Source organism: Agrobacterium sp. CNPSo 3708 (assembly GCF_028674915.1).
In the GTDB taxonomy this organism is placed as follows: Bacteria; Pseudomonadota; Alphaproteobacteria; order Rhizobiales; family Rhizobiaceae; genus Agrobacterium; species Agrobacterium cavarae.
Genome location: NZ_JAQZSF010000003.1, coordinates 1 through 26,312 on the forward strand (window position 1 = coordinate 1; position 26,312 = coordinate 26,312).

Here is a 26,312-nt window from a genome sequence, read left to right on the forward strand (position 1 = left end):
CATCTTGAAGCGCTCGGCAACCGGCTTGAAGCCTTCCTTGATGTCTGAAAGCGACACGCCCTCTTCCGAAATGAAGGAGACGCGCATGAAGAACTTGCCAGTTTCGAGGTCGTCGAATTGCGAGCTATCGACGATGTTGCAACCCTTGTCCGCGAGATAACCCGAGATGGCGGCGACGATGCCGCGTGTGGATTTGCAAGCTACGGTCAATACATAGGTCGTCATCTGGTCTTACCCCTCGCGATCTTTATGGTGCCTAATAGCGCAAGCGTGCGTGGGCGCAAGTCCTCCATCGCGCCGCTTTTGCGCTTCAGATCAATGTATGGAATTCATAAGGCACGCGCAGGGCGCGGAACATGCCGGGAGCGACATCGGCTGTTCAAAGCAGGAGTGGCGTCGGGCTGCCGAGATGGGATCATTCGGCAGCCCCTGATTCATGACCGTCAGGCGCGAAAACTATCGCGAAGGGTCTGGAAGCGGGCGACCTGGTGGGGCAGCAATTCCTTCTCCGCATCGCGACGCACGAAGATCTTGAACATGGCGCTGCCCGCCGCATTCATGAACCAGACCGAGAGCGACCGGCGTCCATGAAAGGTACGGTCGACGAAGGCGATGGAGGCGCAGGCCTCTTTCTTGATATGGCCGCCAATCGGGCTATCGCCGTGGATGTTGAACCAGCCATGTCCCTCGCTGCCTTCCGGCAACGTGCCTGCCACTTCGAAGACGATATCCGGCGTCTGGACGATCATCAGGATTTCGCCCCAACTGCGAAGCTCTTCCCAGATGGCGTTGAAGCTTTCGGCAGGCGCCTGGACAGCAGCACCGGGCGGCAGGATCGCCAGAATTTCGGCAGGTGTCACCTCAGCCTTGCCGGCAATGGCTTCCACCACACCATCGGGCTTTTCGGCGAGCGCGGCTTGAGCGCGGGCGCGGCGTTCGGTTGCCTCGTTCGAAGCGTTCAGCGTTGCGGCTGTCATCGTCATGCGGCGACCGAACGGGTTTCGCCGTTGGCGTCTTCATGGATGATCACATCGAAGCCTTCGAAATGCGGGCCTGAGAGATATTCGACCTTGCCGCGATTGTTGCCGGCATTGGCATGGGCAGCGCGGAACTGCTCGGAGCGCGTCCATGCGGTGAAATCGTCCTTGGTGGCCCAGACGGTGTGCGATGCGTAAAGCGTATGGTCTTCGGCCTTCGGGCCTTTCAGCATATGAAACTCCAGATAGCCGGGCATTTCGGCCAAATGGCGCTTGCGCTCGCGCCAGATGGTCTCAAAGGCCTCTTCATAGCCCGGGACGACGCGGAAGCGGTTCATTGCGATAAACATTGGGGTCTCCATTAAGTGGTGTATGCTACTCAGGATATTGAGCGCCTCGGCAAATGAAAAGAGGAAAATAGAAAAGATAACGCTCATACTCCACTTTATCGGATTGTGCGCATTTTAAAGATGTGTAAATAACTCAACTTATAGGCGGCACGCCTGCCGCACCGTTCGATAGCAGGGTTATGACATGCCGGTTTTCACGCGTTCCGCTCTCTTTGGTGTTGTTTTGCCAGCGCTCGCCGCGCTCGTGCCGTTGCACGCCGCCGCCTCGGACAAGGGCAATCCTGAGGCGAAGCGGATCGTTGCCGTCGGCGGTACGATCACGGAAATCCTTTATGCACTGGGTGCGGGCGAGCGCGTGATTGCGCGCGATTCCACCAGCACCTATCCTGCCGAGGCCATGCAAAAGCCGGACGTCGGCTACATGCGTGCGCTCTCCTCCGAAGGCGTTCTGGCGCAGAAGCCGGACCTCATCCTTTCCGAAGACGGTGCCGGGCCGCCGGACGTGATCGGCATCCTGAAAGCCAGTGAAGTGCCGATGGTGACGATCGATACCCCGCCGGATGCCAGGGCAATCGCCAAGAAGATTGAAGACGTTGGGGCGGCGGTCGGTCTGGACGATAAAGCGAAGGTGCTGGCCGACAAGGTCGATGCTGAGCTTGCTGCTCTCTCCAAGGATGTCGCCACCGTCGGCGACAAGAAAAAGCGGGTTCTCTTCGTGTTGTCCATGGCCGGAGGCCGCATCATGGCGGCGGGCAAGGATACCGAAGCGGCTGCGATCATCGAGCTTGCAGGCGGCGTCAATGCCGCGCCCGAGATTACCGGCTACAAGCCGCTGACGGACGAAGCGGTGATTGCCGCAGCACCCGATGTCATTCTCACCATGCAGCGTGGCGATCACGCGGCGAAGCCCGACGAGGTCTTTGCACTGCCCGCCTTCCAGTCCACACCCGCTGCTGCCGCAAAAGCCCTGATCAGCATGGACGGGCTTTACCTGATCGGCTTTGGCCCGCGCACGCCCGCTGCCGGTCGTGAGCTTGCGTCCAAACTCTATCCGGAGATCGTCAAGCCGTGAGTGCGATTGCGATGAATGCGGCTGCGGGAAGGGTGCCAGGAGATCGCTCCCGCAAGGGCGTCGTGACGCTTGGCGCACTCTGCCTCATCCTGTTTCTCGCCTGTCTCGTGTCGCTGGCAAGCGGCCCGACAGGCGTTGGCTTGCATGAACTCTGGCTTTATTTTACCGGCGGTGCCGAGGGCATGGATGCGCGTGACCGCATCATTCTGGAGGCCGTGCGCCTGCCGCGCACCGGGCTTGGGCTGATGATCGGTGCTGCCCTTGCCGTTTCGGGTGCGATGATGCAGGGGCTGTTTCGCAATCCTCTGGCCGACCCTGGCCTTGTCGGCGTGACCTCGGGTGCCGCCCTCTTTGCCGTTGCGGCATTGGCGCTGGGCGGCGGGCTGCTTGCGCCGCTGTCGCTCTTGCTCGGCGTCCACTTTCTGCCGGTCATGGCCTTTGCCGGCGGGCTGATCAACACATTCCTTCTCTACATTATTGCCACGCGCAATGGCGCCACCTCGACCACGGTGCTGATCCTTGCCGGCATTGCGGTGGCCGCCTTGAGCGGTGCCCTGACGGGCCTGATGATCTTCATGGCGGACGACCGGGCGCTACGCGACATCACCTTCTGGAGCCTTGGCTCGCTTGGCGGCGCCACCTCCACCAAGGTGCTGGCGACGCTGCCCTTCGTGCTGGCGATCCTTGTCAGCATTCCCTTCGTCTCCAAGGGGCTGGATGCGCTGATCCTTGGCGATGCCGCGGCTTTTCACATGGGGATTCCGGTGCAGCGGCTGAAGCGCATCGTTATCGTCGTCGTGGCCGCTGCCTGTGGCGCAAGTGTCGCGGCGGCGGGCTCCATCGGCTTTGTCGGCATTGTCGTGCCGCACCTGCTGCGCCTCGTCATCGGCTCGTCGCATCGTTTCCTGCTGCCCTCCTCGGCCATTGGCGGAGCGGCACTTCTGCTGCTTGCGGACAGTTTTGCCCGCACCGTCGCCGCTCCTGCCGAATTGCCGATCGGGGTGGTCATGGCGCTGATCGGTGCACCGGTCTTCCTCTTCCTGCTGCTTGGCAAGAACGGTCTCGGTCTGAGGAGCACGACATGATTTCGGCGCGCAATGTCACCGTCACGCGTGGAGAGCGGCATCTGATCGATGACGTGTCGATCAGCCTTGCACCTGGGACTTTCAGCATCATCATCGGCCCCAATGGTGCGGGAAAATCGACCTTGATGAAGGTGTTGTGCGGCGAGATGACGCCCGATCAGGGTCATGTCGCCTATGGCAATGTCGACCTCTCGGTTTTCTCTCCGGTGCAACTCGCGCGCCGTCGCGCCGTGCTGCCGCAGAGCACGGTACTCGCCTTTCCCTTCACCGCGCTTGAAATCGTGCGGATGGGTGCGGTGGCGCAAGGGTCGCGCACCCCGGATGAACAGGCACGACGCGCGCTTGCGAAAGTGGGCTTGAGCGGCTTCGAGGGCCGGGCCTACAACATGCTGTCTGGCGGAGAGCAGCAACGGGTGCAGTTTGCCCGTGCGCTTGCCCAGGTGCCGCTTGCCGTGGAGAACGGCGAAAGCCGTGTGCTGCTTCTCGACGAGCCGACCTCCAGCCTCGATCTCGGTCATCAGATTTCCGTCCTGGAAACAACGAAAGACTTTGTTGCGGCTGGCGGCACGGTGCTGGCGATCCTCCACGATCTCAATCTTGCGGCGGAGTTTGCTGATCAACTTATCGTCATGCACCGTGGCACCGTCACCGCGTGCGGATCGGCGCTCGAGACCATCAATGACGAAACCATTGCGCGGGTCTATGGCGTAGGTGGCGCGGTCGGGCGTCTGCCGGCCGATCACATCGCCTATGTGCTGCCCCAGGCGCGGCACCGTTAGGCCGCTCGTTCAGTCCTTCGGCGGCGATGGCCGCGTGACGACGAAGGTTCCGGCGCCGATCATCACCACCGCGACGATCAATGCATGAAGCGCCAACGGGGCCATGATGATGAGGTAAAACAGATAACTCATTGTCATCAAAGAGACTGCGGCGATCTTGGCGCGCCGCGGAATGGCGCCGTGTTCGCGCCAGTTGCGCAAGGATTTGCCGAAGCGTGGGTGGTTCAGCAGCCATGCCTCCAGTCGCGGCGACGATTTGGAAAAACACCAGAGCGCCAGCAGAAGAAACGGCGTCGTCGGCAGCACGGGCAAAAACGCACCGACCACACCGGTGGCGACCATCAGACAGCCAAGACAGAGATAAACAATGCGCATATCTGCCGGTAACACGGGCGTGCCATTCCTGACAAAGAAAAAGCGTGGCAGACCCTCGTTCCGAGCCAAGGGGTTGAACTCTCTGCCTTTCGGCTTTATCTGGCTGCCAAAATGCCGGGGTACAACCGGCCCAGCATGGTCCGCGCAATATGCGTTGCGGTTTTGCGATAAGGACATGCGACAAAACAAAAACTCGAAGCGTGAGGCGCGAATCCGAAAGATCGCGACACGCTTTAACAGGAAGAAGGAAAACACCATGGCCAAGCTGATCCACTCGATGGTCCGGGTGCTGGACGAGACGCGTTCGGTGAATTTCTACAAGCAGGCTTTCAATCTCGATGTTGCCGAGCGCTTCGAATTCGAAACCTTCACGTTGATTTATCTGAGCAACAGCCAGGGCGACTTCGAACTGGAACTGACGGTCAACAAGGGCCGCGAGGTGCCGTATGCGCTGGGTGACGGCTACGGCCATCTTGCCGTCAGCGTCGACGATGTGGATGCAGAGCATGCCCGCCTTTCCGAACTCGGCCTTTCGGTTGGCAAGATCATCGAGGCGGATTACAAAGGCATGCCGTTCGCCAAATATTTCTTCATCTGCGATCCGGACGGCTACAAGATCGAAGTGCTGCAGCGCGGCAATCGCTTCAAGTAAGAAGCTTACAGGGGACGGCTCACCATGGCAGAGGCTGGCGTAAAACTCGAAGAGAGCTGGAAACAGGCGCTTTCGGGTGAATTCGACAGCCAGTATATGCAGAAGCTGAAAGGCTTTCTGCTGGCCGAAAAGGACGCCGGCAAGCAGATCTTTCCCAAGGGGCCGGAGTATTTTCGCGCGCTCGATCTGACCCCGCTCAACGAGGTCAAGGTCGTGATCCTAGGGCAGGACCCGTATCATGGTCCGGGCCAGGCGCATGGTCTCTGCTTTTCCGTGCGCCCCGGCGTGCGCATTCCGCCCTCGCTCGTCAATATCTACAAGGAATTGCAGAGCGATCTCGGCGTCCACCCAGTCAAGCACGGCTTTCTGGAAAGCTGGGCCAAGCAGGGCGTTCTGCTTCTCAACAGCGTCCTGACGGTGGAGCAGGCGCGGGCCGCCTCGCATCAGGGAAAAGGCTGGGAGACGTTCACCGACGCCGTCATCCGCGCCGTCAACGAGCAGTGCGATCATGTCGTCTTCCTGCTCTGGGGCGCTTACGCCCAGAAGAAGGCGTCCTTCGTCGATCAGCGCAAACATCTGGTGCTGAAATCGGCCCACCCATCGCCGCTTTCCGCCCATAACGGCTTCTTCGGCAACCACCATTTCTCCAAGGCCAATGCCTTCCTCATCTCGCATGGAAGAGACCCGATCGACTGGCAGTTGCCGGACGAAGTGTAAGGGCTTTGCTCGTCAGGAGTCATGCAAAAACCCGCAGCGCCGAATGAGCGCATGCGGGTTCCAACACGACCGTCCGAGCGGTCTCAGCCTTTAACGTCAATCACTTGACGACGTTGATCTCGGCGACAGAATCTCGCACCACACCGTCCTTGTATGAGTTGCGGATCACAACCTTGTCACTGCCGGTGAACCCCTTTTTCGAGGTGTAATAAGCGGCGGCCCCTTGCACGTCTTTTCCGGTGCATTTTGCATAGGTCCCGTGGAATTTTCCATCTAGCTTTTCGTGGACGATGTCGACGGTGCCGTGTTGAGGGGCTTGCAGAACGCGCAGTTCCGGGATGACGCGAGCGCTGCAATCTCCCTTCACCGCGACAGCCCAATCGATTTTGGTGCGCTCGCCGCTGAGGGCGTTCTTTGTATAAGTGGTTTGCTTGATGCCTTCGGCATTCGTGGTGACACAGCTTGATACTGCAGTGGAAATCAATATTGCGGCAGAAATTTTAAGGAGGATTTTGTTCATGGTGGTTGTCCCAACCGAGGAATTTACACGCGAAATCTAGAAGTGCCGGTAGTACAGTCAAATTAAATTTCGTTTAGAATTGCGCATGTATTTCAGCGACTTGAGATATAGTGAGAAAACAACTGTCAGCGAGGAATCTGCGTAATTGCAGATAAGCTGGTGACGATTGACAGCCCAGAACTGTTCTCGGAAAAAGAACGATCCGTTCTGATTGTTCACTCTATGCGTCAGGGCCGATCTGCACCATCTTCAGCCCATCAAACACGGCACCTGCTTCCAGAGTGAAGCCCCCGCCGAAGCACAAGGGTTTTATCATGTTGAACCAGATCAAGGGCCTGCACCACGTCACCTCCATGGCCGCGAGTGCATCGGGCAACAACCGCTTCTTCACCGATACGCTGGGCCTGCGCCGGGTCAAGCAGACCGTCAATTTCGACGCGCCGGATGTCTATCACCTGTATTATGGTGATGAGGTCGGTTCGCCGGGCTCGGTCATGACCTACTTTCCGTTTCCGCATATTGCTCGCGGGCGTCCGGGTACGGGTGAAGTCGGCACCACGCTATTTTCAATTCCAGAAGGGTCGCTCGGTTATTGGCAGGATCGCCTCTCCAAGGCGAATGTCGAGGGGCTGAAGAGCGATGAAGCCTTTGGCAACAAGCGCCTGCATTTTGCTGGCCCCGATGGCGATGGCTTTGCTCTGGTGGAAGTCAAGGATGACAGCCGGGCGCAGTTCACTGGCAATGGTGTCGGCCAGGATCAGGCGATCCATGGTTTCCAGGGTGCGTCGCTGCGCCTACGCGATGAGGGTGCGACAGCGGAGCTTTTGAAGTTCATGGGCTATCAGGAAGTAGACCGGCAGGATGGCGTTGTCCGTCTTGGCATTCCCGGTGGCAATGGTGCCGATGTGATCGATATCGAGACGATGCCAAATATCTCCGGCGCGCGTCTGGGTGCCGGTTCCGTCCATCACATCGCCTTTGCTGTCGAAAACCGTGCAAAGCAGTTGGAGGTTCGCAAAGCGCTGATGGATACGGGGTATCAGGTCACGCCGGTCATCGACCGCGATTACTTCTGGGCGATCTATTTCCGGACGCCGGGTGGGGTGCTGTTCGAGATCGCCACCAACGAGCCGGGCTTCGATCGCGATGAGGATACCGCGCATCTGGGTGAGACGCTGCAACTACCCGAGCAGCACCAGCATCTGCGGCCCTTCCTTGAGCAGCATCTCGAGCCGCTCGATGGTTCGCTAAAGGCTTGAACATCAGGGGAACGAGGCTGGCTCAAACGCCGGCCTCGTAGAGGATTTGAGGAGTACGAGATGAGCATCGACAGTTACATTCATAAGCTGCGCGCCGGCACGCCCGGCCAGCCGGCTTTCTTTGTCTTTCACGGCACGGGCGGCGACGAGAACCAGTTCTTCGATTTCGCCTCACGGCTTTTGCCAAGCGCAAGCGTGATTTCGCCACGAGGTGATGTTTCCGAACATGGCGCGGCGCGATTCTTCCGCCGCAAGGCCGAAGGCGTCTATGATCTTGACGACCTTGACCGGGCGACCCGCCGCATGGCCAATTTCGTTACGGCGCACCGCGACGCGCATCAGGCGGGCAAGGTTGTTGGGCTCGGCTTTTCCAATGGCGCGAATATCCTTGCCAATATCCTGATCGAATTCCCCGATCTCTTCGATGCGGCAGCGCTCATGCATCCGCTTATTCCGTTCGAGCCGAAAGCGGCGCCTGCGCCGCAGACACGTCGGGTTCTGATCACGGCCGGGGAGCGCGACCCGATTTGCCCGGTGCCGATGACCAAGACCTTTGCGGACTATCTGAAAGCCCAAGGCGGAGAGGTCACGGAAGAATGGCATCCGGGCGGGCATGAGATTCGGTCGAATGAAATCGAAGCGGTGCGGACGTTTTTGACGCCTTATATGTGAGGCGTAAGAGAAGCGGCGGCCAAGCCTATTTGCGGCTCAGCCGCGGCTATTTCTCAATAGCCGCTTGTCAATAGCCGCATTGGCGAAGCTGTGCTTCGTAGCGGATCGCCATATTGGCCGAGCGCCGCGCCGCCTTTTGAATGGCGGTGTTGTTGCGCCACACGCCATTGGCGTAGCCGCCATGGCCGGAGTAATACGCGAGATAGAGGTTGTAGGGGTCGTTCAGCGCAATGCCGTTCTGGCGGTTGCTGGTGGAGTGATACCAGCCGACGAAATGAATGGCGTCGGTGAAGTCGGTGCGGCTGGCGCCCCAGCGACCGGTTTCGCGGCGGTAACGATCCCACGTACCGTCCAGCGCCTGGGCATAGCCATAGGCGGTGGATTTACGCTTCCACGGGATGAAGCCGAGAAGCTTGGTGCGCGGCGGGCGGGCATAGGGCTGGAAGCTCGATTCCGTATAGATCGTCGCCATCATCACCGGCACGGGCACGCCGAACTCGCGTTGTGCGGCCTCGGCATCCTTGCGCCAGTTGTTGAACATGCCGTTGCGCTGTTCGAAAATGGCACAGGCATTGGTAATCTGCGACGGGGCTGTCGCACAACCTGCCAGAACGATCAAAAGAAAAAGGGCGACAAAAACGCTACGCATCGCGAAAACCTTTCGTTCCGCGCATTAGTAAATCGTAAATCTTAATGCTCGGTTTTGAGACAGGGTTAATGCAAATGCGATCTGTTAAGGACCTGTTAACCGCTCAGATACGGCCCATGGCCGACGCCATCTGGTAGAGTGCGAGACCGGATGCGGTGCCAGCGTTGAGGCTATCGAGCTGCGGCGATTGGGCGATGCGCGCCGAATGGAAGCGCGAGAGCACGGCAGGCGGCAGTCCCTCTCCTTCGGTGCCAATCACGAGCGCCATGCGGGGCGAGGGCGGGATATGTCGGATTTCCGTTTTGCCGGCTGGCGAGAGGCTCCAGATCTCGAAACCTTCATTTGCCAGTGCCTCCAGCATGGAAAGCGCGTCTCCGCCGCGATGATAGGGGACGGAGAGGACCGAGCCGACAGAGACGCGCAGCGCCTTACGATAGAGCGGATCACAGGAGGTGGAGTCCAGAAACACCGCGTCCGCCATGAAGGCTGCGGCGTTGCGAAACATGGCGCCCATATTGTCGTGGTTGGAAAGGCCGCAGCCTGCGACGACCAGCGAGGCTTCCGGCAGGCTGGCAATCGTCTGCGCTCTGTCGCGGCTTCCCACCCTCACGCCCAAAGCCAATATGCCCCGGTGCAAGTGAAAGCCGACGATGGTGTCCAGGACCTCGGCCTCAGCGACATAGACCGGCACGTCTGCTGGAAAATCGGAGAGAATATCCAGTACGCCGGCGAGGCGATTTTTCAGGATCAGGATGCATTCGGCGCGGAAATCGCCGCCTGTCTTGTGGGCTGCCGCCAGCATGCGCAGCACAACCGTGCCTTCGACGATAAATTTGCCGTGCCTGCCGGTCAGGTCGCGTTCCTTGATGTCGCGAAAGGCAGCGATCCTTGGATCGTCCGCTCGCTCTATCGCAATGGGACGCGCGCCATTCGGCAGGGCAGGCAGATCATTGAGCATCGATGGTGACGTCTGCGACGAAGCGGCGTGTCTGGACATTGAAGACCAGCGCCTTGCGTGTGCCGTTGGCGAGGCGACCATAGAACAGCATGTCGCCATTGGCGAAGGAGACGTTCTCGATGGTGAAGCCCTGCGGCAGGCTTGCGGTTGCCGAGACCGGCTGATCGGACGGCACCTGCATGGACTGGCTCGCCGCCGGTGTGGCGGTTTTCGATGATCCCATCGCCTTGTAGACAACCGCGCCGAAGACGGCCATAAGGCTGATAAACATCACCAAGCCCGACACGATCTGCAAACGGATCATCTTGCGGCGAACTTTTTCCATGGCCGGGTCTAGCGGCTTGTCGTCCTGTTCGTCTTGCTCGATCTGCGTCATCGGGGTCCTTGGAAGTCTCGGATTGATCGGAAAAATAAGAATGAACGACCCCTTTAAACAAGGCGAAGACGCAAGGAAAGTCCTGATTGCTGGCGATGATGCCGAAGGGCGCCTCGATTCCTGGCTGGCAGCCGAAGTTGGGGGCGATCTTTCTCGCAGCCGCCTCAAGGCGCTGATCGAGCAGGGGGCCGTCTTCGTCAATGGTGTGGCCGTCACCGAGCCGAAGAAGAAGATCCGCGTCGGCGACCGCATCGAGATCACCATGCCGGAGCCGGAAGATCCCGAACCCAAGGGTGAGGATATTCCACTCGAGGTGGAATATGAGGATGATGACCTGATCGTGCTGATCAAGCCCGCCGGTCTCGTGGTGCATCCGGGTGCCGGCAACTGGACGGGAACGCTGGTCAACGCGCTGATCCATCATTGCGGCGACAGTCTCTCCGGCATCGGCGGCGTCAAGCGCCCCGGCATCGTTCACCGGCTGGACAAGGAAACCAGCGGTGTGATGGTGGTCGCCAAGAACGACAATGCCCACCGGCATCTGGCCGCACAATTTGCCGACCACGGCCGCACCGGCCCGCTGGAGCGTGCCTATAAGGCGATTGTCTGGGGCCGCCCGAAGAGCCTGCGCGGTACGATCGATGCCGCCTTGGGACGCAGCACCGACCGAACGAAACGCGCCGTCAAGCGCGAGGATGCCGATGATGCGCGGGAAGCCATAACCCATTATGAGGTGGTGGAGCGCTATCACGAAAAGCCGGATGCAACCTCGCTCGCCTCCATGGTGGAATGCCAGCTGGAGACCGGGCGCACCCACCAGATCCGCGTTCACATGGCCCATATCGGCCATCCACTGATCGGCGATCCCGAATATGGCGCGGCCTTCCGCACCAAGGCGAACCTTCTGCCGGAACCGGCGAAGATCGTCGTCAACCGCTTCCCGCGCCAGGCGCTGCATGCCTATCTGCTGGTCTTCGAACATCCGCGTACCGGCGAGGTGATGGAGTTCGAAACGGATATGCCGGACGACATGGCAGAACTGGCCGAAGCGTTGCGGGCTTAAGCGGCAAGCAACGCCTGACGGTGCGCGCCACCCTGCCGTTTTTCAATGATGATTTTTTTGGGAACGATTTCCGCTGAGATCGGTTTTTTCAACGTCCCGTGATGAGGTATTATTGGTCGCTATGGGAGTGTCGCGTTTCCTTGAAACGTGACATCCGCATACATATTTAAGACATGGCTTGAAGCGGGGTCGGAAATGAACCGCGATAAGGTTCGCCTTAGGTTTGGGAACCGTGCCTGAAAAAACATAAAGGGGGTGCTTTATGGCCCGCAATAGTTTGCCATCGATTACGGCTGGTGAAGCCGGTCTGAACCGATATCTAGACGAAATTCGCAAGTTCCCGATGTTGGAACCGCAGGAAGAATATATGCTGGGCAAGCGTTATGCCGAGCACGGCGACAGAGATGCCGCCCATAAGCTCGTGACCAGTCACCTTCGCCTCGTTGCCAAGATCGCCATGGGTTACCGTGGTTACGGTCTGCCGATCGGCGAAGTCGTGTCCGAGGGCAATGTCGGCCTGATGCAGGCGGTGAAGAAGTTCGATCCCGATCGCGGCTTTCGCCTTGCGACCTATGCCATGTGGTGGATCAAGGCGTCGATCCAGGAATATATCCTGCGCTCGTGGTCTCTGGTCAAAATGGGCACGACCGCCAACCAGAAGCGCCTCTTCTTCAACCTGCGTCGTCTCAAAGGGCGTCTGCAGGCGATCGACGACGGCGATCTGAAGGCCGAGCATGTCAAGGAAATCGCGACGAAGCTGCAGGTGTCCGAGGAAGAAGTCATCTCGATGAACCGCCGCCTGTCCGGCGACGCCTCGCTGAATGCGCCGATCAAGGCGTCCGAGGGCGAATCCGGCCAGTGGCAGGATTGGCTGGTGGACGACCAGGAAAGCCAGGAAGCGGTGCTGATCGAGCAGGACGAGCTCGAAACCCGCCGCCGCATGCTTTCCAAGGCACTCGGCGTTCTGAACGATCGCGAACGCCGCATCTTCGAGGCACGCCGTCTGGCGGAAGATCCGGTAACGCTCGAAGAGCTGTCCACCGAATTCGACATCAGCCGCGAACGCGTTCGCCAGATCGAAGTCCGCGCCTTTGAAAAGGTGCAGGACGCGGTGCAGAAGCAAGCCGAAGAGGCTGCCAAGGCACTCCGGCTCGTGGACGCCTGATACGTTTAAAGCGTGTCGCGATCTTTCAGATTCGCTCCCTACGCTTTAAGTCCTTGTTTTGTCGCATGTCGTTATCGCAAAACCGCTGCACACTTTTGCGCGACATGCGTTAGAGCGCCGTGCGTCCTATTGGACGCACAAAGGACGCTCTATCTTCTTTGATCTACGCATCGTGCTTTCCGAAAATCGATTCCGATTTTCGGGCCGATGGTTGAGTTATCCGACCTGCTTACTGCGCGGGCGTCGGCGATGCCGCCATCCACTCGCGAAGCGCGGTCTCAAATGCAGACTTGCCGTCAGCGCCCTTCTGAAGCGTCAGAAGCGCCCGGCGACCGTTGCGGTAGGACACCGGGATGTCGATCCAGTCGCGGGTTCTGAGCAATTCCAGATTGGTCTTGCGTGCGTCGGGGAAGTCGTTCAGCGCGATCATGTGGAAATCGTCGGTGATCTTTGCAGGAACGGCGATGAGTGCGTTGCCGCGGTCCTGTTCAGTGGACTTCATGGCGATGCGCTGGACGCTGTCGATGGCGCCGCCTTCGAAGCCGGGCGAGACCGAGAAGACGATCTCGACCAGATGGCTTGCGGGAAGCGACGGGTCGGTGTTGCGCTTGAAGGTGATGAGTGCGCTGAGGCCACGGCCGGGAATGGTGATCTGGCCCTGAACCTCAGGCGATGGCTTTCCAGCCTCGTCCTTCTCGTTCTGCAACGTCCAGGAGACCGTTCCTTCGATCGCTGTCGGAACCGTCTGGCCAAGCACTTCCTCGTAAAGGAACATGCGGTCGCCGGTTGCTGCGGCAGCCGGGGCTGCGGTCTGCTGTGCGGCGGGCTGGTTGCCAGAGGCTGCAGGTGCCGCGGCAGCTGTGTTCTGGGCCGAAGGCGCTTCGTTCTGCTGATAGACCGATTGGCCTTCTGCGGTCACAGGCTGGCCATTGGCGCCTGGGCCTGGGCCTTCGTCCTTCTCCGTACCATCGGCGAGAAGCCGCTGGGTGAACTTCGTGCCGGTGACGGAGCCGTCATCGGCAGGACGCGTCGCTGCCGGCGTCGCTGTCGACGCCTGGCCCTGGGCCGGTGCCTGGCCGTTGGCCGCTGGCTGATTGCCAGCCGGTGTTTGGCCATTGGCCGGTGCCGATGCCGTCTGCGAGGTTCCGTTGGATGGTGTCTCGGTCGATGTGCCCGTCTTGGCCGAATTGACCAGACCGCCGACCATGTCGTTCAGGGCCTCGCGGTTCATCCAAGCGGCGTAACCACCGCCTGCAAGCAGCACCAGGAGGCCAACGCCAAGAACCATGCCGGCATAATTGCGCTTCGGCTTTTTCTTCGTCGCATAGGCGGCGGCCGGAATGCCAGCGCCGGTAAAGCCGTTGTCGAAATTATTGCCGGCCGTCTTGTCGGAGCGCTCGTTTGCGCCGCCATCATAGCCGATCAGTTCTTCGAGATCGTCCCAGGGCGTGCGTTCCTTGTCGTCCTTCTTGGCGCTTGCCGCAAAAGGATCTTCATCTGCACGGGGCAGGGATGGCGAAGACTTCGGCGGCAGATCGAGTGCCGTGTCCTGAAAATACGAAGAGAAATCGTCGACCGGAGCCGCAGCCATGCCAGCGGCAGTTGCTTGCGTGGTTTCCGGCTGATCGCGATGAGCGTCATGCTCGTCGAAGGCGGCATAATGCGTCTCGTCGGAAGCGGGACGGTTCTCCGGCTCTACGCTGACATTGCCATAGTAATTGGAATGGCCGTCGAAGCCTGCCGTGTAGGGAAGCGGTGCGTTCTCATGCAGCACGGTTTCGGTGCTGAAGGGTTCTGCCTGACGCGGTTCTTCGCGCGCGTCGTCATCCTGACGGATCTCCTCATGACGGTAATCGTCATGGGCAACCTCGTCGTGGCGATAAGCGGCATGAAGCTGATCGTCAGCTACATGGTCGCCGACCGTCGTCTCTTCGCGCTCCCACGGGGCGGGCTCGAGATGGCTGTCCTGGCCGACCCAGTCGCGGTGCGCGTGGTCTTCCTCGGCGACGGGCTCATGACGCGCTTCGACACCGTGGTGCTCGTCCTCATGCTCATGAGCATAGGCCGGGGCCTCGTGGCGATAGGTCTCCGGCTCCTGGTGCGTCGCGGGCGTCTCGTCGAATGCCGGGCGCTCGTAACGCTCGGTGTCTTCTGCCGTCTCCCCGGCACGGTAGGCCGGCTCTTCGGCCGGCTCAGCCTGATAGGCGGGCTCGCGCTCTTCGTGCCGTTCCACATCTTGGTGGGCAGCATAGGTATCGTGCTGCTCAGGCTCCGCCTGCTGATCTGGATGGGCGGGTTCCGCCTCATCCCGATGGTCATCGGCGTAGCGCTGCTGCTGTGCGACGCTTTCTTCATAATAGGGCGACGACACGTCTTCGGTCGCAGGCGCCGCGTAAGCGGCGGCCGCGCCTTCGTCTTCGTCCTCCACTGCGGGAAGTGCTTCGGAATACTCGCCCTCGACCTCGGCAATCGCGGTGTCGAGCTTCATGATCTGCCGCTGGAGCATTTCTTCCGGCGGGCGTGGCTTCATGTTTTCAAGCTGGCGCACGACGGCGCTGCGTGCCTTGTCGTACACCTTGGCCCGGTTTTCGGGAGTATTGTTCGCCAAGCCATCCACGGCCTTGCGAATGACTGCTACAAAATCCGCCATCAGCACTTTCTCGTCGGGACCGGCAACACGCTGACCCGAAATGGTTTATGAAGTTTGATCGCCGAGGACATTAGTCCTCAAACGGGTCAGTCACAAGTATGGTGTCGTCACGCTCCGGGCTGGTGGACAGCAGTGCCACGGGCGCGCCGATCAGTTCCTCGACCTGACGCACATATTTGATCGCCTGGGCCGGCAGGTCCGCCCACTTGCGGGCACCGACGGTCGATTCCTTCCAGCCCTCAAGCGTGATGTAGATCGGCTCGACGCGGGCCTGTGCGCCCTGGCTTGCCGGAAGGTGATCGATTTCCTGGCCGTCGAGCTTGTAGCCGACGCAGATTTTCAGTTCGTCCAGGCCATCGAGAACATCGAGCTTGGTGAGCGCAATGCCGGTGATGCCGTTGGTGGCGACCGACTGGCGCACCAAGGCCGCATCGAACCAGCCGCAGCGGCGCTTGCGGCCCGTAACGGTGCCGAATTCATGACCCTTCTCGCCGAGGAACTGGCCGATTTCGTCGTGCAGTTCGGTCGGGAAGGGGCCTTCGCCGACGCGCGTCGTATAGGCCTTGGTGATGCCCAGAATATAGCCGAGCGAGCCGGGGCCCATGCCCGAACCGGCAGCCGCCTGACCCGCCACCGTGTTGGACGACGTCACATAGGGATAGGTGCCGTGGTCGATATCGAGAAGCGAGCCTTGCGCGCCTTCGAACAGGATGCGCGCACCAGCGCGGCGCTTCTTGTCGAGCAGCAGCCAGACGGTTTCGCTGAAGGGAAGAATGCGATCGGCAATCGATGTCAGCTCTTCCATGATGGTTTCATGCGCAACTTCGGCAGCGCCGAAACCGCGACGAAGGGCATTGTGATGGGTCAGAATGCGGTCGACTTTGGCCGACAGCGCCTCACGGTCTTCGAGATCCATGACGCGGATGGCGCGACGGCCGACCTTGTCTTCATAGGCAGGACCAATGCCGCGGCGGGTGGTGCCGATCTTGGTGCCACTGTTGGAAGCCGCGTCTTCGCGCATGCCGTCCAGTTCGCGGTGCAGAGACAGGATGAGCGTGGCATTGTCGGCGATGCGCAGGTTCTCAGCCGTCACCTTGACGCCCTGGGCTTCCAGACGGCCCATTTCCGCAATCAGTGCGTGAGGATCGACCACCACGCCATTGCCGATGACGGCAAGCTTGCCAGGACGAACGACGCCGGAAGGAAGCAGGGACAGCTTGTAGCTGACGCCATCAATGACAAGCGTATGACCGGCATTGTGCCCACCCTGATAGCGCACGACCACGTCGGCGCGCTCGGAGAGCCAGTCAACAATCTTACCCTTGCCTTCGTCGCCCCACTGCGAGCCGACCACGACTACATTCGTCATTTCTTGCTTTCCTGCTCATGGCGCCGGGGCGCCCCTACCTCAAACCCGCAAATCTATACTGCGTTGTTTTGCGGAAAGCGACCCTGTTTATGCAGCGGAATTTTGCTTTTGTAGGATAATTGTGCCCATCCTATGGCTGAAAAGCGTGCAACTGCTCTTGCGAAGCCGTGAGGGCGAGTGCAGAAATCGGGCACGTCTTTGAATGAAAGTTCTGTGCCCGTGCCCTCCAGAGCCTATCTCGTCCTCACCATTGCCGCATTGTGCTGGGGCGGCAATGCCGTCGCGGGCAAACTTGCGGTGGGCCATATCAGCCCGATGGTGCTGACCTTTCTGCGCTGGGTGGTTGCGGTGGTGATCATTGTCGCGATCTCCTTGCCGCAACTGGCCCGCGACTGGCCGGTGGTCAAAAAGCGGCTGCCCTATTTCTTCATCCTCGGTACGGTGGGATACACCTGTTTCAACGCGGCTCTCTACTCGGCGCTGAAATACACAACCGCGATCAATGCCGCGGTCATCCAGGCTGTCATTCCGGCGGTGATCTTCATCTTCAATTTCGCGCTCTTCCGCACCAAGGTGCTGGCCGTCCAGATCATTGGCTTCATGCTGACCATCTTTGGGGTTGCGCTTCTCGCCTCCCGCGGCGATCTGATGTCGCTCGTGCGGCTTGAGTTCAATCCGGGCGATGCGATCATGCTGCTCGCCGTGCTCGCCTATGCGATCTACACCGTGATCCTGCGCTGGAAGCCGGCGGTGGACTGGCGCACGCTGATGGCCATTCCAGCGACGGCCGCTCTTCTGACCTCGATACCGCTCATGGGATGGGAAGTCTTGAGCGATCAGGCGATCTGGCCCGAAGCGAAGGGTTGGGCGATCGTTCTTTATACCGCACTCTTCCCGTCGCTCGTCGCGCAAATCTCTTTCATCAAGGGCGTGGAAGAGATCGGTCCGAACCGCGCCGGGCTCTTCATCAACCTCATTCCGGTTTTCGGCACCTTTCTATCGGTGATGATCATCGGCGAGACGCTGCATCTCTATCAGATCATCGCCCTTCTGCTCGCACTTGGCGGCATTGCGGTGGCGGAACGAAAAAAGCCGCCTGTCGTGTAGGCCACAAGGGCGCAACGACGGGCGGCAGTCGGTCATGAATCTCTTTGATATTCGGTTCAGCGCAGCTTTTCGAACTGGTCGAAGCGCTGGAAGTAGAAGTCGAGCGAGGCGATCGCGGCCTTGCGCTCGATGTCCACTTGCTCGCCCTGTGTGATCGATGGGGCGGATGCAATGAGGTTGCGCTCGATCTTGGCAAAGCTTCTGGCGAGACCGCCGGGGCCTGCCGCGTCTGCGTGGCTTGCGATGGATGCGATAACGATGCCGCACAGTGCGGCTGCGAAAAGCTTCTTCAACATGTCTAACCCCGTTTCGTGGCCGGCTTGCCCGCCGGTTTCTTTTGCGCTTCGGTTACCGGGCCGGTTTTTCTTTTGTTGTCCGGCCTCTGTTGAAGACGACATTACGAGGCAAAATTTTCGGGGCGTTTAAATCGATCGGTACAATTTTATCGGTCTTTATTTTTAATGCCGCTCATCGCATTTTTTTCGGCGATCCTCACCAGGGAACCTCACGTCCTTCCCGGTCAAGATAGCGAAGACCTGGCTTTCCCTGCTGCGCGAGAAGCGTGGTAACGATCTGCGGTATGGTTTCTTCCATGCCGAAGGGCGCGTTGGGGCCGCCAAGTCCGGTGCGGATCCAGCCTGGCGCCATCAGCGCCAGGGCGCGAGAATCGTGGGCATGGCGAGCCGCATAGCTGCGCATATATTGGTTCAGCGCAGCCTTGGAGCCGCGATAGACCTCATGACCGCCATTCGTGTTGTTGGAAATGCTGCCTTGCCCGGACGACATGACGCCGATCAGACCAGCCGGCGTCACGCAATCCTGCAAGCCTTCAACCACCCGCATGGGGCTAAGCGCATTCGTGACCATCACGCGGATGAACTCATCGGTGGATACCTCCGCAATCGTCTCATCCTGATTGGTGTTCGCCGTACCAGCGTTCACGAACAGGATGTCGATCTGTTTCTCCGCCAGCCGATCACGCAACGCGGCGATCTGCTCCGGCTCTGTGACGTCGAGCTGTTCGATTTTGACACGGCCTCGATGTGCGTCGGCAAGGTCGTGCAGCTGGCTTCGATCAAGTCCGCGCACCGTTCCGATCACATTCCAGCCGCGTCCCAAAAATTCTGCCGCCATGGCATGGCCAAGTCCGCGCGATGCGCCGACGATGAGACTGGTTCTGTTGGTTTTGTTTGCATGGTTCGAGGTCAAGATCTCGCCTTTCCTTTTGATGTCGGACGCCATCATCCTCCTCGCAGGTGAAGTGCGCCAGACGCACAGGATGCAAACTATTATTGCATGAGACGCTATGCATCTGTCGGGTATCGGATAGAGTGTTTCGATGGACACCATCGACCTCAATCTTTTGACGGCACTGGATGCGCTTCTGACTGAAGGCGGTGTAACGGCGGCCGCGCGGCGGCTGGGCCTCAGTTCATCCGCCATGAGCCGGACGCTTGCCCGATTGCGTGCCGCGACCGGCGATCCTCTGCTCGTGAGGGCAGGTCGTGGGCTGGTGCCAACGCCACGCGCCATCGCGCTGCGTGAGCGCGTTCATGTGCTGGCGCGCGATGTGCGCGCCGTTCTCAGCCCGCAGGACGGTACCCTCGATCTGGCCGCTCTGGAGCGGACCTTCACGATCCGGGCCAATGAAGGTTTCATCGCCCTGTTTTCCGCTCCCCTGGTCGCCGCGGTGGTTGCGACCGCTCCCCATGCGCGCCTGCGCTTTGCGCCGAAGCCGGTTAAAGAGGCGGGACCGCTCCGGGACGGAACGATCGACCTGGAAATCGGAGTGCTGGGTGACTTTGCGCCCGAGGTTCGAACGCATCTTCTCTTTCGCGACCGCTTTGTCGGCGTTGTCCGACAGGGGCATCCGCTGCTCTCAGCACCGGTGACGCCTGAGCGGTATGCCGCCGCCCGGCATGTCGTCGTGTCCCGGCGCGGGCAATTCACCGGGCCGGTCGATGACGCTCTTGAGACGCTCGGCCTTAGCCGCGAGATCGTGGCCGTGGTGCCGGGCTTCCCCGATGCCTTGCGGATTGCGCGCCAGTCCGATCTCGTCGCGCTGGTCACGCAATCCTGCCTGTCCGACGCACGGTTCGAAGATCAGTTGGTGAGCTTTCCGCTACCGGTGGAAACGCCTGAGATCGCCGTCGTGGCGCTTTGGCATCCCCGCATGGAAGCCGATCCTGCGCATCGCTGGCTGCGCGAGACGGTCATTGCCGTATGCCGGTCCTCCGCGCCGTCGTCGAAACCGGAGGACAATGGCGGCTAGAGTGCCGTGCCTCCTATTGGACGCATAAGGGATGCTCTATCGTCTTTAATCCAGGCATCGCGCATTCCGAAAATCGATTCCGATTTTTGGGCCGATGCTGTCGGCAAAATCTGGGAAGCCACGTCCGCCACAACAAAAGCGACAGGAAGCTCACATGATTGTCCAAGCCTGCATCAACGGAGCCCGTCCCGCCGGTTATCATCCGAATTTGCCCCCTGACGATCGATGGCATGGTCCGCGATGGTGTTGCCTCGATCGAGGCGGGTGCGGCCGAACTGCACATCCACCCTCGCGATGATGCAGGCCGGGAAAGCCTTGCGGCCGTCGATGACACGATCTGCGCCATGCGCCGCGCCTGCCCAGGCACGCTGATCGGCGTTTCCACGGGCGCATGGATCGAAGCAGATGCAGCAACCATGCGGGCGCGCATCGCGGCCTGGCGTGAGCGGCCCGATTATGCGTCGGTCAATCTCTCCGAACCGGATGCTCCCGCGGTGATGGCGCTTCTCGACAGGATCGGGGTCGGCATCGAAGCGGGTCTGGCGACGATCGCCGACGCGAAGCGGCTCATCGCATTGCCGGATTGTCCGCCCCTGTTCCGGGTGCTGATCGAAATTGAAGAACAGGATGTCAACAAAGCCGACGAGATCGCCGATGGCATCGCGCAGGTGCTGGCCGAGGCCGGGCTGTCCAGGCCGATCCTGCTGCACGGCTTCGATGCGACCGTCTGGCATTTCGTGCGACGCGCGCGAGAGCGGCGCTGGTCGACCCGGGTCGGATTGGAAGACGGCCTGTCAAAGCCAGATGGGACTCTGGCCAGCGGGAATGCCGAGCTGGTCGCCGCGGCTGTGGCAATATTCGCGCCGAACGGATGCGTCCGCTGATCCTTCGCCACGTGTATCGTTGCGCGTGGCCGAGGCTACATCACTTCCGAGAGCGCCGATGATGGCGCTCACCCTTGCTACGGCGTGAGCATCCTTCTTAGGATGACCCGGCGCGGCGCGCCATCAGCTCGCGGGCGCGGTTTGCCAGGCTTTGGCGGTTACCTGCGCTTTCGGCATTGGCGATGAGAGCGGGGATGGGAGAAGTCTCACCTTCTTGCGCGGCAGTGAGCGCGATCATGCGTGCAGCAATCTGGCTGATCTCGTTGCGGATCGCGTCATCATGGGTGTCGCCCTTGATGTTCAACAGCCGCTCCGTCAGCGCCGTGCCCTGATTGCGGATATCCTCGATTTCACGCGAAAGTCGTTCTGGCGTTTCCACAGAGGTTTCAGACTGGATGAGCGGACGAGGGGCGGTGCTCAGCGCATCCTTGCTGCCCTCGTTGCCGCTCATGCGCTCTTTCAGGCGGGCGATTTCCTGGGCGCGACGCTCCAGCAGCATTTCGCTATCGGCATTGCGTGCCATTTCCTTGGCAAGCTGATCTTCAAGCCGCGCAATCTTGCGACTTTCGCGGTTCATATGCTGGGCGGTCTCGCGCGCTTTTGCGGCAGCGTCTTCCAGCTGGCGGGTGATGTCCTCACGCTCCTTGCGCCAGGAGGTTGCCTTGCTCTTGCCCTGCTCAACTTCCAGATCGCGGGCCGACAGCGCGATCTTGAGATCGTCCAGCTCACGGGAAATGGCGCTGACGCGCTTGGTGAGATTGGAGATTTCCTGGGTGCGGGCGATCGCCGTTTCTTCGGCGTCGTTGAGCTTGGTCGTGAGCCGAGCGACGGCGTCCTCGTGACGGCGGGCCTTGGCGCGCAGGTCGCCCGCCTCCAGCGTCATCTGCTCGAGCTGCAGTTTCAGCTCGCGGGTTTCGGCGAGAAGCCGTCCGGCATCGCCCTGGGCCGCTTCATTTTTGAACTTCAATGCCAGAGCCTTTTCCCGCTCGGAATCCAGTTCCTGACGGGTACGGGCATTTTCCGCGGCATACAGCGCACGCGCCATGTCCTTTTGCGCACGCACCTCCTGCGGGCTCATCGGCATCGTCGCACGCAGTCGCTTTTCGGTATAGGAAACGATGCGCCGGTGGATCGCAGGGGCAATCAATGAAACCAGCAAAATTGCGCAGAGGAAACCAAGGCCGAAAATAAGGGCGTACTCAATCACGCGTGGTCGTCTCCACAGGAAGCGCCATGGGTCGATGACCCAGAATGGCAGCTCATTTCATCGTCGCGGCGAAGACTGTCATGGCAATCTTGCGCCAGGCGGTCATCGCCTTACACGCTAAAGCGCCGTGTGTCCTATTGGACGCACAAAGGACGCTCTACCTTTTTGAAGCTACGCATCGTGCTTTCCGAAAATCGATTCCGATTTTCGGGCCGATGCTGTAGTCGCGTTAGAGGACTTTACTGCAAAAGTGAGCGGCTGACGAATCAGAAAGGATTCCAGGTCGGCTGCGGGGTGAGCTTCAGATAGCCGACATTGATGCCAAGACGCGCGCCGATGCCGGTACGGATCGGGGCGATGGTGACGTCGCTGTTCTTCAAAACCGTCATGCCAACGCCGGCGACGATGAAGGCCGAGCCGCTGACGCCGCCATAACGACGATAGAGCGCGTTGACGGAAGGAAGGTTGTAGACGAGCATCATGGCGCGTGTGCCCTGGCCGCCGTAATCGAGACCGAGCGATGGGCCCTGCCAGAAGACAGGATGCTGACCGGCATTCTTCGTATAGAGCGTACCTTCGCCATAGGTGAGGCCTGCAACAAAGGCGCCGGAGCCTTCCTGGCCCAGAATGTAGCCATTCGGCAGACCATATTGCTGGAATGCGCGTTCCACGACCTTCGCAAGGCCGCCCGTCGTCTCGCCGAAGAAGCCGTGACCGGCATCGACAATTTCCTGGATTGTGTATTGATCGCTGCTTTGTGCCGATGCCTGCGCAGCCGACAAAGACAGGCTCGCGAGCATCACGAAAATCTTTACCAGTCCGAGGCGTGCGATGGTGCGGAGTTGGTTAAGTCGCATCGTCAGTTCCGTCCGTCTGTTTGTTACCATTGCCGTGTTAAGACATTTGGCATTTTGAGACCATGATATTAACAATCGGTTTACCAAATATGGTGTCATTATGGCTTAGAGCGTTTCCTTGCTAAATGGAATCGGTCCGGCGAAGCACGTTTTCGACAGGACATATTGTATTTAACAAGGAAAAGCTCATGAGAGCGCCTCGCGTCCTTTCGGACGCCCGTGGGGCGCTCCAACAGTTTGAAGTGACGCGTCGTGCTTTTGCGAAAATCGGTTCCGATTTCCGGGCCAATGCTGAAGCAATTTTTATAGGGTCCGCGCTCCATCCGCGCAGGAGAAAATCTATGACATCAAAATTCAATATCTCGCTCTCCGGCCCGGATCTGGCGGCACTTCTGTGCAGCCGCGTCTGCCACGACGTCATTTCGCCGGTCGGAGCCATCAATAATGGTCTTGAACTCCTCGACGAAGGCGGCACCGATGCCGATGCGCTGGACCTGATCCGCACCTCGGCGCTGAATGCCTCCGTAAGGCTGAAGTTTGCACGTCTTGCCTTCGGTGCTTCCGGCTCGGCCGGCGCGTCGATCGACACGGGCGAAGCGGAAAAGGCCGCCAAGGATTTTGCCGCTGCGGAAAAGAAGGTGGAAGTCACCTGGTCCGGTCCGCGCGCCATCGTCGCCAAGAACCGCGTCAAGCTGCTGCTGAACCTCTTCCTCGTTGCCTATGGCGCGATCCCGCGCGGCGGCAATGCGGATATCGTCCTGGAAAACCCCGAAGGCGATGCCCGCTTCGAAATCACCGTCAAGGGCCGCATGATGCGCGTGCCCGCCAAGTTTGCAGCGCTTGCCGAAGGCACGGAAGAAGAGGCGATCGACGCCCATTCCGTTCAGCCTTACTACACGCTGCTGCTGGCGGAAGAAGCCGGCATGAAGATCGAGTACAAGATTCATGAGGACCGTGTGGTCTTCACAGCCTCCATGGCCGAGGCTGCCGAAGCGGCCTGATTCAGATGTGGGCTGCCGTGAGGTGGCCCGTTTTTGTGCCGAGTGAAATGTGGGGGTAGCTTCAAAGCTGTTGCCCCCATCACTGACATTGCGAGCCGCTTTTTCGGGTCGTTAAAGACGCTTCACCATCACCTCGTTGGCATAAAATTGCTCGCCGATCCGGAACGTAGTCTGGCCGTCGCGCGTAAAACCGAGACGTTCATAGAAGGCGATGGCGTCTTGATTCTCGCTGTTGACCGCGAGCCACACGCCGTCACATTTCCGTTCGACGCAGAGCCTGAAAACTTCATCGAGAAGCCGTCTGCCGATGCCTTTTCCCTTGTGTCGCGGCTGAACATAGAGCGTTGCGACTTCTGTTTCTGGGCCGTTCTCGATAGGGGCGGGGCTTTCGAGCGTGACGCGCACGAAGCCGTCTATGCCGTCGCTATTGTCGGAGACGAGAACGATCTCGTTTTCATCATCGATGAAGGCTTCGAATATCTGCGTGGTGAAGGTCGAAAGGGCGTAATCGGCAAAGAATTTCGACACGCCGTTCCTGAGATAGGTGCCGATCCAGACTTCGATGGAGAGTGCCGCAAGGCTGGAAGCGTCGTCTATTGAGGCTTTGCGAATCGCCATGGTACGCTCTTTCCCATTGTCTCGCGGTGTCGCAAAAAACAAAACCCGCCGTTTGCGCGGCGGGTTTGTCATGACAATCATGCTTGGGAGGCATGTTCAGGAGATAATCAGGCGGTCTCGAGATATTCGGTGTTGCTGTCCGGCTCGCGTAGCACGTAGCCGCGGCCCCAGACGGTTTCGATGTAGTTCGCGCCGCCTGCTGCGTTTGCGAGCTTCTTGCGCAGCTTGCAGATGAACACGTCGATGATCTTCAGTTCAGGCTCGTCCATGCCGCCGTAAAGGTGGTTGAGGAACATTTCCTTGGTGAGCGTGGTACCCTTGCGGAGCGACAGAAGCTCCAGCATCTGGTATTCCTTGCCCGTCAGGTGAACGCGCTGGCCGCCGACTTCAACAGTCTTGGCATCCAGGTTAACGATCAGTTCGCCGGTGGCGATGACCGACTGGGCGTGACCCTTGGAGCGGCGCACGATGGCGTGAATGCGGGCAACCAGCTCGTCCTTGTGGAATGGCTTGGTCATGTAATCGTCGGCGCCGAAGCCGAGACCGCGCACCTTGTCTTCGATACCAGCCATGCCCGACAGAATGAGAATCGGGGTCTTGACCTTCGAGAGACGGAGCGTTCTCAAGACCTCGTAACCGGACATATCCGGGAGGTTGAGATCGAGAAGGATAATATCGTAATCGTAGAGCTTTCCAAGGTCCACGCCTTCCTCACCGAGGTCGGTCGTATAGACGTTGAAACTTTCTGACTTCAACATCAGCTCAATGCTCTGAGCCGTTGCGCTGTCGTCTTCAATAAGTAGAACCCGCATAATTATCCCCTTTGCCGCCCGCGGTTGGTAAATCAATGCCTTTGCGCGATGCGGATCCAGACGTTGCCTGATTTGCAGGCTGCCACCAAATGGTTAACAAATTCTTCTCTCCTTTGGCAAGGTATGCAGAATTTATTAAATAATTCGGGCACTCTGCTGTTTTTCAACGTGAATCCCTCATCGCCAAACATGAACCAATAGATGAGGAAAACCCCCTAAGTGATTCAATCGACTCTTGCATTGTCGTGCCCAGTGGTTTTTTGGGCTTGGCATTTACCGACCTTTAAATGATCTCCCTTATCATTAACGATGCCCGTAAATGAAAAGTTAACAGCGCAGTTTTTTTATTAATGGCGGGTAACTTTTGAGAATCATTCCGGCACAGCCGGAGTGGCGGGTTGGTTCCTGTTTGAACCGGGGTCTCGCTATCCACGGAGTATTGAGTATGAAGTCGCGTGACAGCCTAGTTCGCCTGAAGGAATTTCAGGTCAACGAAAAACGTCGTCAGTTGCAGCAGCTGCAGTCGATGATGTCCGAATTCGAACGGATGGCCAAGGAGTTGGTCCATCAGATCTCGCTGGAAGAAAGAAAGTCCGGGATCACCGATCCCAGCCACTTCGCCTATCCGACGTTTGCCAAAGCTGCGCGCCAACGTGCCGACAACCTTCAGGTCTCCATTCGCGAGTTGAAGATGCAGCAGGAAGCCGCGGAAGCCTCTCTGGAAGAAGTGCAGGCCGAGTATGACAAGGCCGCAGCACTGGAAAACCGCGATACGGCGGTGCGCGCCCGCGCTTGACGCTTTTGCGTTAACGCAGGTGCTTTGATCCTGACGTCATTGACGGCGGCCAGCTGATCAGGAGGCTGCT

Annotated in this window: 29 protein-coding genes and 1 pseudogene; 14 read left to right on the forward strand and 16 right to left on the reverse strand. The window is 59.5% G+C overall.

Features of this window, described 5'->3' with window-relative positions; all coding sequences use genetic code 11:
• From PVA19_RS07470 to PVA19_RS07480, 3 genes are all read right to left on the reverse strand, one after another.
• Positions 1–225: ACT domain-containing protein (locus PVA19_RS07470; RefSeq protein WP_337993146.1), on the reverse strand; the 225-nt coding region annotated here is incomplete at its 3' end.
• Positions 226–443: 218 nt separating this feature from the next.
• Positions 444–983, reverse strand: a complete 540-nt coding sequence (gene hutX, locus PVA19_RS07475) for a heme utilization cystosolic carrier protein HutX (RefSeq protein ID WP_440598529.1) — start codon at positions 981–983, stop codon at positions 444–446.
• Positions 980–1,327, reverse strand: a complete 348-nt coding sequence (locus PVA19_RS07480; protein WP_062439883.1) for an antibiotic biosynthesis monooxygenase family protein — start codon at positions 1,325–1,327, stop codon at positions 980–982. Before PVA19_RS07480 ends, hutX begins: the two co-directional genes overlap by 4 nt.
• Positions 1,328–1,511: 184 nt before the next feature.
• Between PVA19_RS07480 and PVA19_RS07485 the strand changes: the two genes are divergently transcribed.
• The 3 genes from PVA19_RS07485 to PVA19_RS07495 are packed head-to-tail and all read left to right on the forward strand — an operon-like array spanning position 1,512 to position 4,263.
• Positions 1,512–2,399 carry a heme/hemin ABC transporter substrate-binding protein gene (locus tag PVA19_RS07485; protein ID WP_274101869.1) on the forward strand — a complete coding sequence of 296 codons (888 nt, stop codon included), beginning with the start codon at positions 1,512–1,514 and terminating at the stop codon, positions 2,397–2,399.
• A gap of 11 nt (positions 2,400–2,410) precedes the next feature.
• The gene (locus PVA19_RS07490; protein WP_440598600.1) at positions 2,411–3,484 is read left to right on the forward strand and encodes a FecCD family ABC transporter permease; all 1,074 of its coding nucleotides are present in this window, start codon (positions 2,411–2,413) and stop codon (positions 3,482–3,484) included.
• Positions 3,481–4,263, forward strand: coding sequence for a heme ABC transporter ATP-binding protein (locus PVA19_RS07495; protein WP_274101872.1), 783 nt, complete (start codon positions 3,481–3,483; stop codon positions 4,261–4,263). The genes PVA19_RS07490 and PVA19_RS07495 overlap by 4 nt, the downstream gene beginning before the upstream one ends.
• A gap of 9 nt (positions 4,264–4,272) precedes the next feature.
• Here PVA19_RS07495 and PVA19_RS07500 read toward each other — a convergent pair whose 3' ends face one another.
• On the reverse strand, positions 4,273–4,638 hold the full coding sequence (locus tag PVA19_RS07500; RefSeq protein ID WP_113180712.1) for a YbaN family protein: 366 nt from the start codon (positions 4,636–4,638) through the stop codon (positions 4,273–4,275).
• Positions 4,639–4,894: 256 nt separating this feature from the next.
• Between PVA19_RS07500 and PVA19_RS07505 the strand changes: the two genes are divergently transcribed.
• Together PVA19_RS07505 and ung are read left to right on the forward strand one after the other, a co-directional pair.
• Positions 4,895–5,290 carry a VOC family protein gene (locus tag PVA19_RS07505; RefSeq protein WP_062598821.1) on the forward strand — a complete coding sequence of 132 codons (396 nt, stop codon included), beginning with the start codon at positions 4,895–4,897 and terminating at the stop codon, positions 5,288–5,290.
• 24 nt (positions 5,291–5,314) lie between these two features.
• Positions 5,315–6,007 (forward strand): uracil-DNA glycosylase, encoded by a 693-nt coding sequence (ung, locus tag PVA19_RS07510; protein WP_274101873.1) that lies wholly within the window; start codon positions 5,315–5,317, stop codon positions 6,005–6,007.
• Positions 6,008–6,107: 100 nt separating this feature from the next.
• Here ung and PVA19_RS07515 read toward each other — a convergent pair whose 3' ends face one another.
• Complete coding sequence (locus PVA19_RS07515; protein WP_274101874.1) at positions 6,108–6,527, reverse strand: hypothetical protein; 420 nt, start codon at positions 6,525–6,527, stop codon at positions 6,108–6,110.
• Positions 6,528–6,841: 314 nt separating this feature from the next.
• Here PVA19_RS07515 and PVA19_RS07520 point away from each other — a divergent pair, with 314 nt between their 5' ends.
• Positions 6,842–7,786, forward strand: a complete 945-nt coding sequence (locus tag PVA19_RS07520; protein ID WP_274101875.1) for a VOC family protein — start codon at positions 6,842–6,844, stop codon at positions 7,784–7,786.
• Positions 7,787–7,846: 60 nt separating this feature from the next.
• Entirely contained in the window at positions 7,847–8,458 is a 612-nt protein-coding gene (locus PVA19_RS07525) for an alpha/beta hydrolase (RefSeq protein ID WP_274101876.1), read from the forward strand.
• A gap of 67 nt (positions 8,459–8,525) precedes the next feature.
• On the opposite strand, the gene PVA19_RS07530 is transcribed toward PVA19_RS07525, so the two are convergent.
• The 3 genes from PVA19_RS07530 to PVA19_RS07540 form a co-directional block, all read right to left on the reverse strand.
• Positions 8,526–9,107: a transglycosylase SLT domain-containing protein gene (locus PVA19_RS07530; RefSeq protein WP_062598816.1), complete on the reverse strand. Its 582-nt coding sequence runs from the start codon at positions 9,105–9,107 to the stop codon at positions 8,526–8,528.
• A 103-nt stretch (positions 9,108–9,210) separates the two neighbouring features.
• Entirely contained in the window at positions 9,211–10,065 is an 855-nt protein-coding gene (locus tag PVA19_RS07535; protein ID WP_274102259.1) for a TrmH family RNA methyltransferase, read from the reverse strand.
• Positions 10,055–10,441, reverse strand: a complete 387-nt coding sequence (locus PVA19_RS07540; protein WP_274101877.1) for a hypothetical protein — start codon at positions 10,439–10,441, stop codon at positions 10,055–10,057. The genes PVA19_RS07535 and PVA19_RS07540 overlap by 11 nt, the downstream gene beginning before the upstream one ends.
• 40 nt (positions 10,442–10,481) lie before the next feature.
• Here PVA19_RS07540 and PVA19_RS07545 point away from each other — a divergent pair, with 40 nt between their 5' ends.
• Positions 10,482–11,504 (forward strand): RluA family pseudouridine synthase, encoded by a 1,023-nt coding sequence (locus PVA19_RS07545; protein WP_111850335.1) that lies wholly within the window; start codon positions 10,482–10,484, stop codon positions 11,502–11,504.
• A 262-nt stretch (positions 11,505–11,766) separates the two neighbouring features.
• Positions 11,767–12,669 carry an RNA polymerase sigma factor RpoH gene (rpoH, locus tag PVA19_RS07550; protein ID WP_062425133.1) on the forward strand — a complete coding sequence of 301 codons (903 nt, stop codon included), beginning with the start codon at positions 11,767–11,769 and terminating at the stop codon, positions 12,667–12,669.
• A gap of 229 nt (positions 12,670–12,898) precedes the next feature.
• Here the strand turns inward: rpoH and PVA19_RS07555 are convergent, their stop codons facing one another.
• Positions 12,899–15,319, reverse strand: a complete 2,421-nt coding sequence (locus PVA19_RS07555) for a hypothetical protein (RefSeq protein WP_274101878.1) — start codon at positions 15,317–15,319, stop codon at positions 12,899–12,901.
• Positions 15,320–15,389: 70 nt separating this feature from the next.
• Positions 15,390–16,688: an adenylosuccinate synthase gene (locus PVA19_RS07560; RefSeq protein ID WP_062425131.1), complete on the reverse strand. Its 1,299-nt coding sequence runs from the start codon at positions 16,686–16,688 to the stop codon at positions 15,390–15,392.
• Positions 16,689–16,907: 219 nt separating this feature from the next.
• Between PVA19_RS07560 and PVA19_RS07565 the strand changes: the two genes are divergently transcribed.
• Complete coding sequence (locus tag PVA19_RS07565; RefSeq protein ID WP_274102261.1) at positions 16,908–17,795, forward strand: DMT family transporter; 888 nt, start codon at positions 16,908–16,910, stop codon at positions 17,793–17,795.
• 56 nt (positions 17,796–17,851) lie between these two features.
• Here PVA19_RS07565 and PVA19_RS07570 read toward each other — a convergent pair whose 3' ends face one another.
• Both PVA19_RS07570 and PVA19_RS07575 read right to left on the reverse strand, forming a co-directional pair.
• Complete coding sequence (locus tag PVA19_RS07570) at positions 17,852–18,091, reverse strand: hypothetical protein (protein WP_062439919.1); 240 nt, start codon at positions 18,089–18,091, stop codon at positions 17,852–17,854.
• Positions 18,092–18,287: 196 nt separating this feature from the next.
• Positions 18,288–19,004 (reverse strand): SDR family oxidoreductase, encoded by a 717-nt coding sequence (locus PVA19_RS07575; RefSeq protein ID WP_274101879.1) that lies wholly within the window; start codon positions 19,002–19,004, stop codon positions 18,288–18,290.
• Positions 19,005–19,134: 130 nt separating this feature from the next.
• Between PVA19_RS07575 and PVA19_RS07580 the strand changes: the two genes are divergently transcribed.
• On the forward strand, positions 19,135–20,067 hold the full coding sequence (locus PVA19_RS07580; protein ID WP_274101880.1) for a LysR family transcriptional regulator: 933 nt from the start codon (positions 19,135–19,137) through the stop codon (positions 20,065–20,067).
• Positions 20,068–20,221: 154 nt separating this feature from the next.
• Positions 20,222–20,951: pseudogene (locus PVA19_RS07585) on the forward strand (3-keto-5-aminohexanoate cleavage protein).
• 97 nt (positions 20,952–21,048) lie between these two features.
• Here the strand turns inward: PVA19_RS07585 and PVA19_RS07590 are convergent.
• Positions 21,049–22,158, reverse strand: coding sequence for a hypothetical protein (locus tag PVA19_RS07590; protein WP_274101881.1), 1,110 nt, complete (start codon positions 22,156–22,158; stop codon positions 21,049–21,051).
• A gap of 266 nt (positions 22,159–22,424) precedes the next feature.
• Positions 22,425–23,021, reverse strand: coding sequence for a DUF1134 domain-containing protein (locus PVA19_RS07595; RefSeq protein WP_062425158.1), 597 nt, complete (start codon positions 23,019–23,021; stop codon positions 22,425–22,427).
• A gap of 335 nt (positions 23,022–23,356) precedes the next feature.
• Between PVA19_RS07595 and chpT the strand changes: the two genes are divergently transcribed.
• Complete coding sequence (gene chpT / locus PVA19_RS07600) at positions 23,357–24,016, forward strand: histidine phosphotransferase ChpT (protein WP_062599040.1); 660 nt, start codon at positions 23,357–23,359, stop codon at positions 24,014–24,016.
• A gap of 111 nt (positions 24,017–24,127) precedes the next feature.
• Here the strand turns inward: chpT and PVA19_RS07605 are convergent, their stop codons facing one another.
• A complete protein-coding gene (locus tag PVA19_RS07605) occupies positions 24,128–24,634 on the reverse strand; it encodes a GNAT family N-acetyltransferase (RefSeq protein WP_274101883.1) in 507 nt (168 codons plus the stop codon).
• Between the two features lie 107 nt (positions 24,635–24,741).
• The gene (gene ctrA / locus PVA19_RS07610) at positions 24,742–25,446 is read right to left on the reverse strand and encodes a response regulator transcription factor CtrA (protein ID WP_062425123.1); all 705 of its coding nucleotides are present in this window, start codon (positions 25,444–25,446) and stop codon (positions 24,742–24,744) included.
• Positions 25,447–25,891: 445 nt separating this feature from the next.
• Between ctrA and PVA19_RS07615 the strand changes: the two genes are divergently transcribed.
• On the forward strand, positions 25,892–26,242 hold the full coding sequence (locus tag PVA19_RS07615; RefSeq protein ID WP_274101884.1) for a flagellar export protein FliJ: 351 nt from the start codon (positions 25,892–25,894) through the stop codon (positions 26,240–26,242).
• Positions 26,243–26,312 lie beyond the last annotated feature (70 nt).

Coding starts and splice junctions, on each gene's coding strand:
- hutX (WP_440598529.1), bottom strand. CDS start 983: ATGACGATGACAGCCGCAACGCTGAACGCTTCGAACGAGGCAACCGAA.
- PVA19_RS07480 (WP_062439883.1), bottom strand. CDS start 1,327: ATGTTTATCGCAATGAACCGCTTCCGCGTCGTCCCGGGCTATGAAGAG.
- PVA19_RS07485 (WP_274101869.1), top strand. CDS start 1,512: ATGCCGGTTTTCACGCGTTCCGCTCTCTTTGGTGTTGTTTTGCCAGCG.
- PVA19_RS07490 (WP_440598600.1), top strand. CDS start 2,411: ATGAATGCGGCTGCGGGAAGGGTGCCAGGAGATCGCTCCCGCAAGGGC.
- PVA19_RS07495 (WP_274101872.1), top strand. CDS start 3,481: ATGATTTCGGCGCGCAATGTCACCGTCACGCGTGGAGAGCGGCATCTG.
- PVA19_RS07500 (WP_113180712.1), bottom strand. CDS start 4,638: ATGCGCATTGTTTATCTCTGTCTTGGCTGTCTGATGGTCGCCACCGGT.
- PVA19_RS07505 (WP_062598821.1), top strand. CDS start 4,895: ATGGCCAAGCTGATCCACTCGATGGTCCGGGTGCTGGACGAGACGCGT.
- ung (WP_274101873.1), top strand. CDS start 5,315: ATGGCAGAGGCTGGCGTAAAACTCGAAGAGAGCTGGAAACAGGCGCTT.
- PVA19_RS07515 (WP_274101874.1), bottom strand. CDS start 6,527: ATGAACAAAATCCTCCTTAAAATTTCTGCCGCAATATTGATTTCCACT.
- PVA19_RS07520 (WP_274101875.1), top strand. CDS start 6,842: ATGTTGAACCAGATCAAGGGCCTGCACCACGTCACCTCCATGGCCGCG.
- PVA19_RS07525 (WP_274101876.1), top strand. CDS start 7,847: ATGAGCATCGACAGTTACATTCATAAGCTGCGCGCCGGCACGCCCGGC.
- PVA19_RS07530 (WP_062598816.1), bottom strand. CDS start 9,107: ATGCGTAGCGTTTTTGTCGCCCTTTTTCTTTTGATCGTTCTGGCAGGT.
- PVA19_RS07535 (WP_274102259.1), bottom strand. CDS start 10,065: ATGCTCAATGATCTGCCTGCCCTGCCGAATGGCGCGCGTCCCATTGCG.
- PVA19_RS07540 (WP_274101877.1), bottom strand. CDS start 10,441: ATGACGCAGATCGAGCAAGACGAACAGGACGACAAGCCGCTAGACCCG.
- PVA19_RS07545 (WP_111850335.1), top strand. CDS start 10,482: ATGAACGACCCCTTTAAACAAGGCGAAGACGCAAGGAAAGTCCTGATT.
- rpoH (WP_062425133.1), top strand. CDS start 11,767: ATGGCCCGCAATAGTTTGCCATCGATTACGGCTGGTGAAGCCGGTCTG.
- PVA19_RS07555 (WP_274101878.1), bottom strand. CDS start 15,319: ATGGCGGATTTTGTAGCAGTCATTCGCAAGGCCGTGGATGGCTTGGCG.
- PVA19_RS07560 (WP_062425131.1), bottom strand. CDS start 16,688: ATGACGAATGTAGTCGTGGTCGGCTCGCAGTGGGGCGACGAAGGCAAG.
- PVA19_RS07570 (WP_062439919.1), bottom strand. CDS start 18,091: ATGTTGAAGAAGCTTTTCGCAGCCGCACTGTGCGGCATCGTTATCGCA.
- PVA19_RS07580 (WP_274101880.1), top strand. CDS start 19,135: ATGGACACCATCGACCTCAATCTTTTGACGGCACTGGATGCGCTTCTG.
- chpT (WP_062599040.1), top strand. CDS start 23,357: ATGACATCAAAATTCAATATCTCGCTCTCCGGCCCGGATCTGGCGGCA.
- PVA19_RS07605 (WP_274101883.1), bottom strand. CDS start 24,634: ATGGCGATTCGCAAAGCCTCAATAGACGACGCTTCCAGCCTTGCGGCA.
- ctrA (WP_062425123.1), bottom strand. CDS start 25,446: ATGCGGGTTCTACTTATTGAAGACGACAGCGCAACGGCTCAGAGCATT.
- PVA19_RS07615 (WP_274101884.1), top strand. CDS start 25,892: ATGAAGTCGCGTGACAGCCTAGTTCGCCTGAAGGAATTTCAGGTCAAC.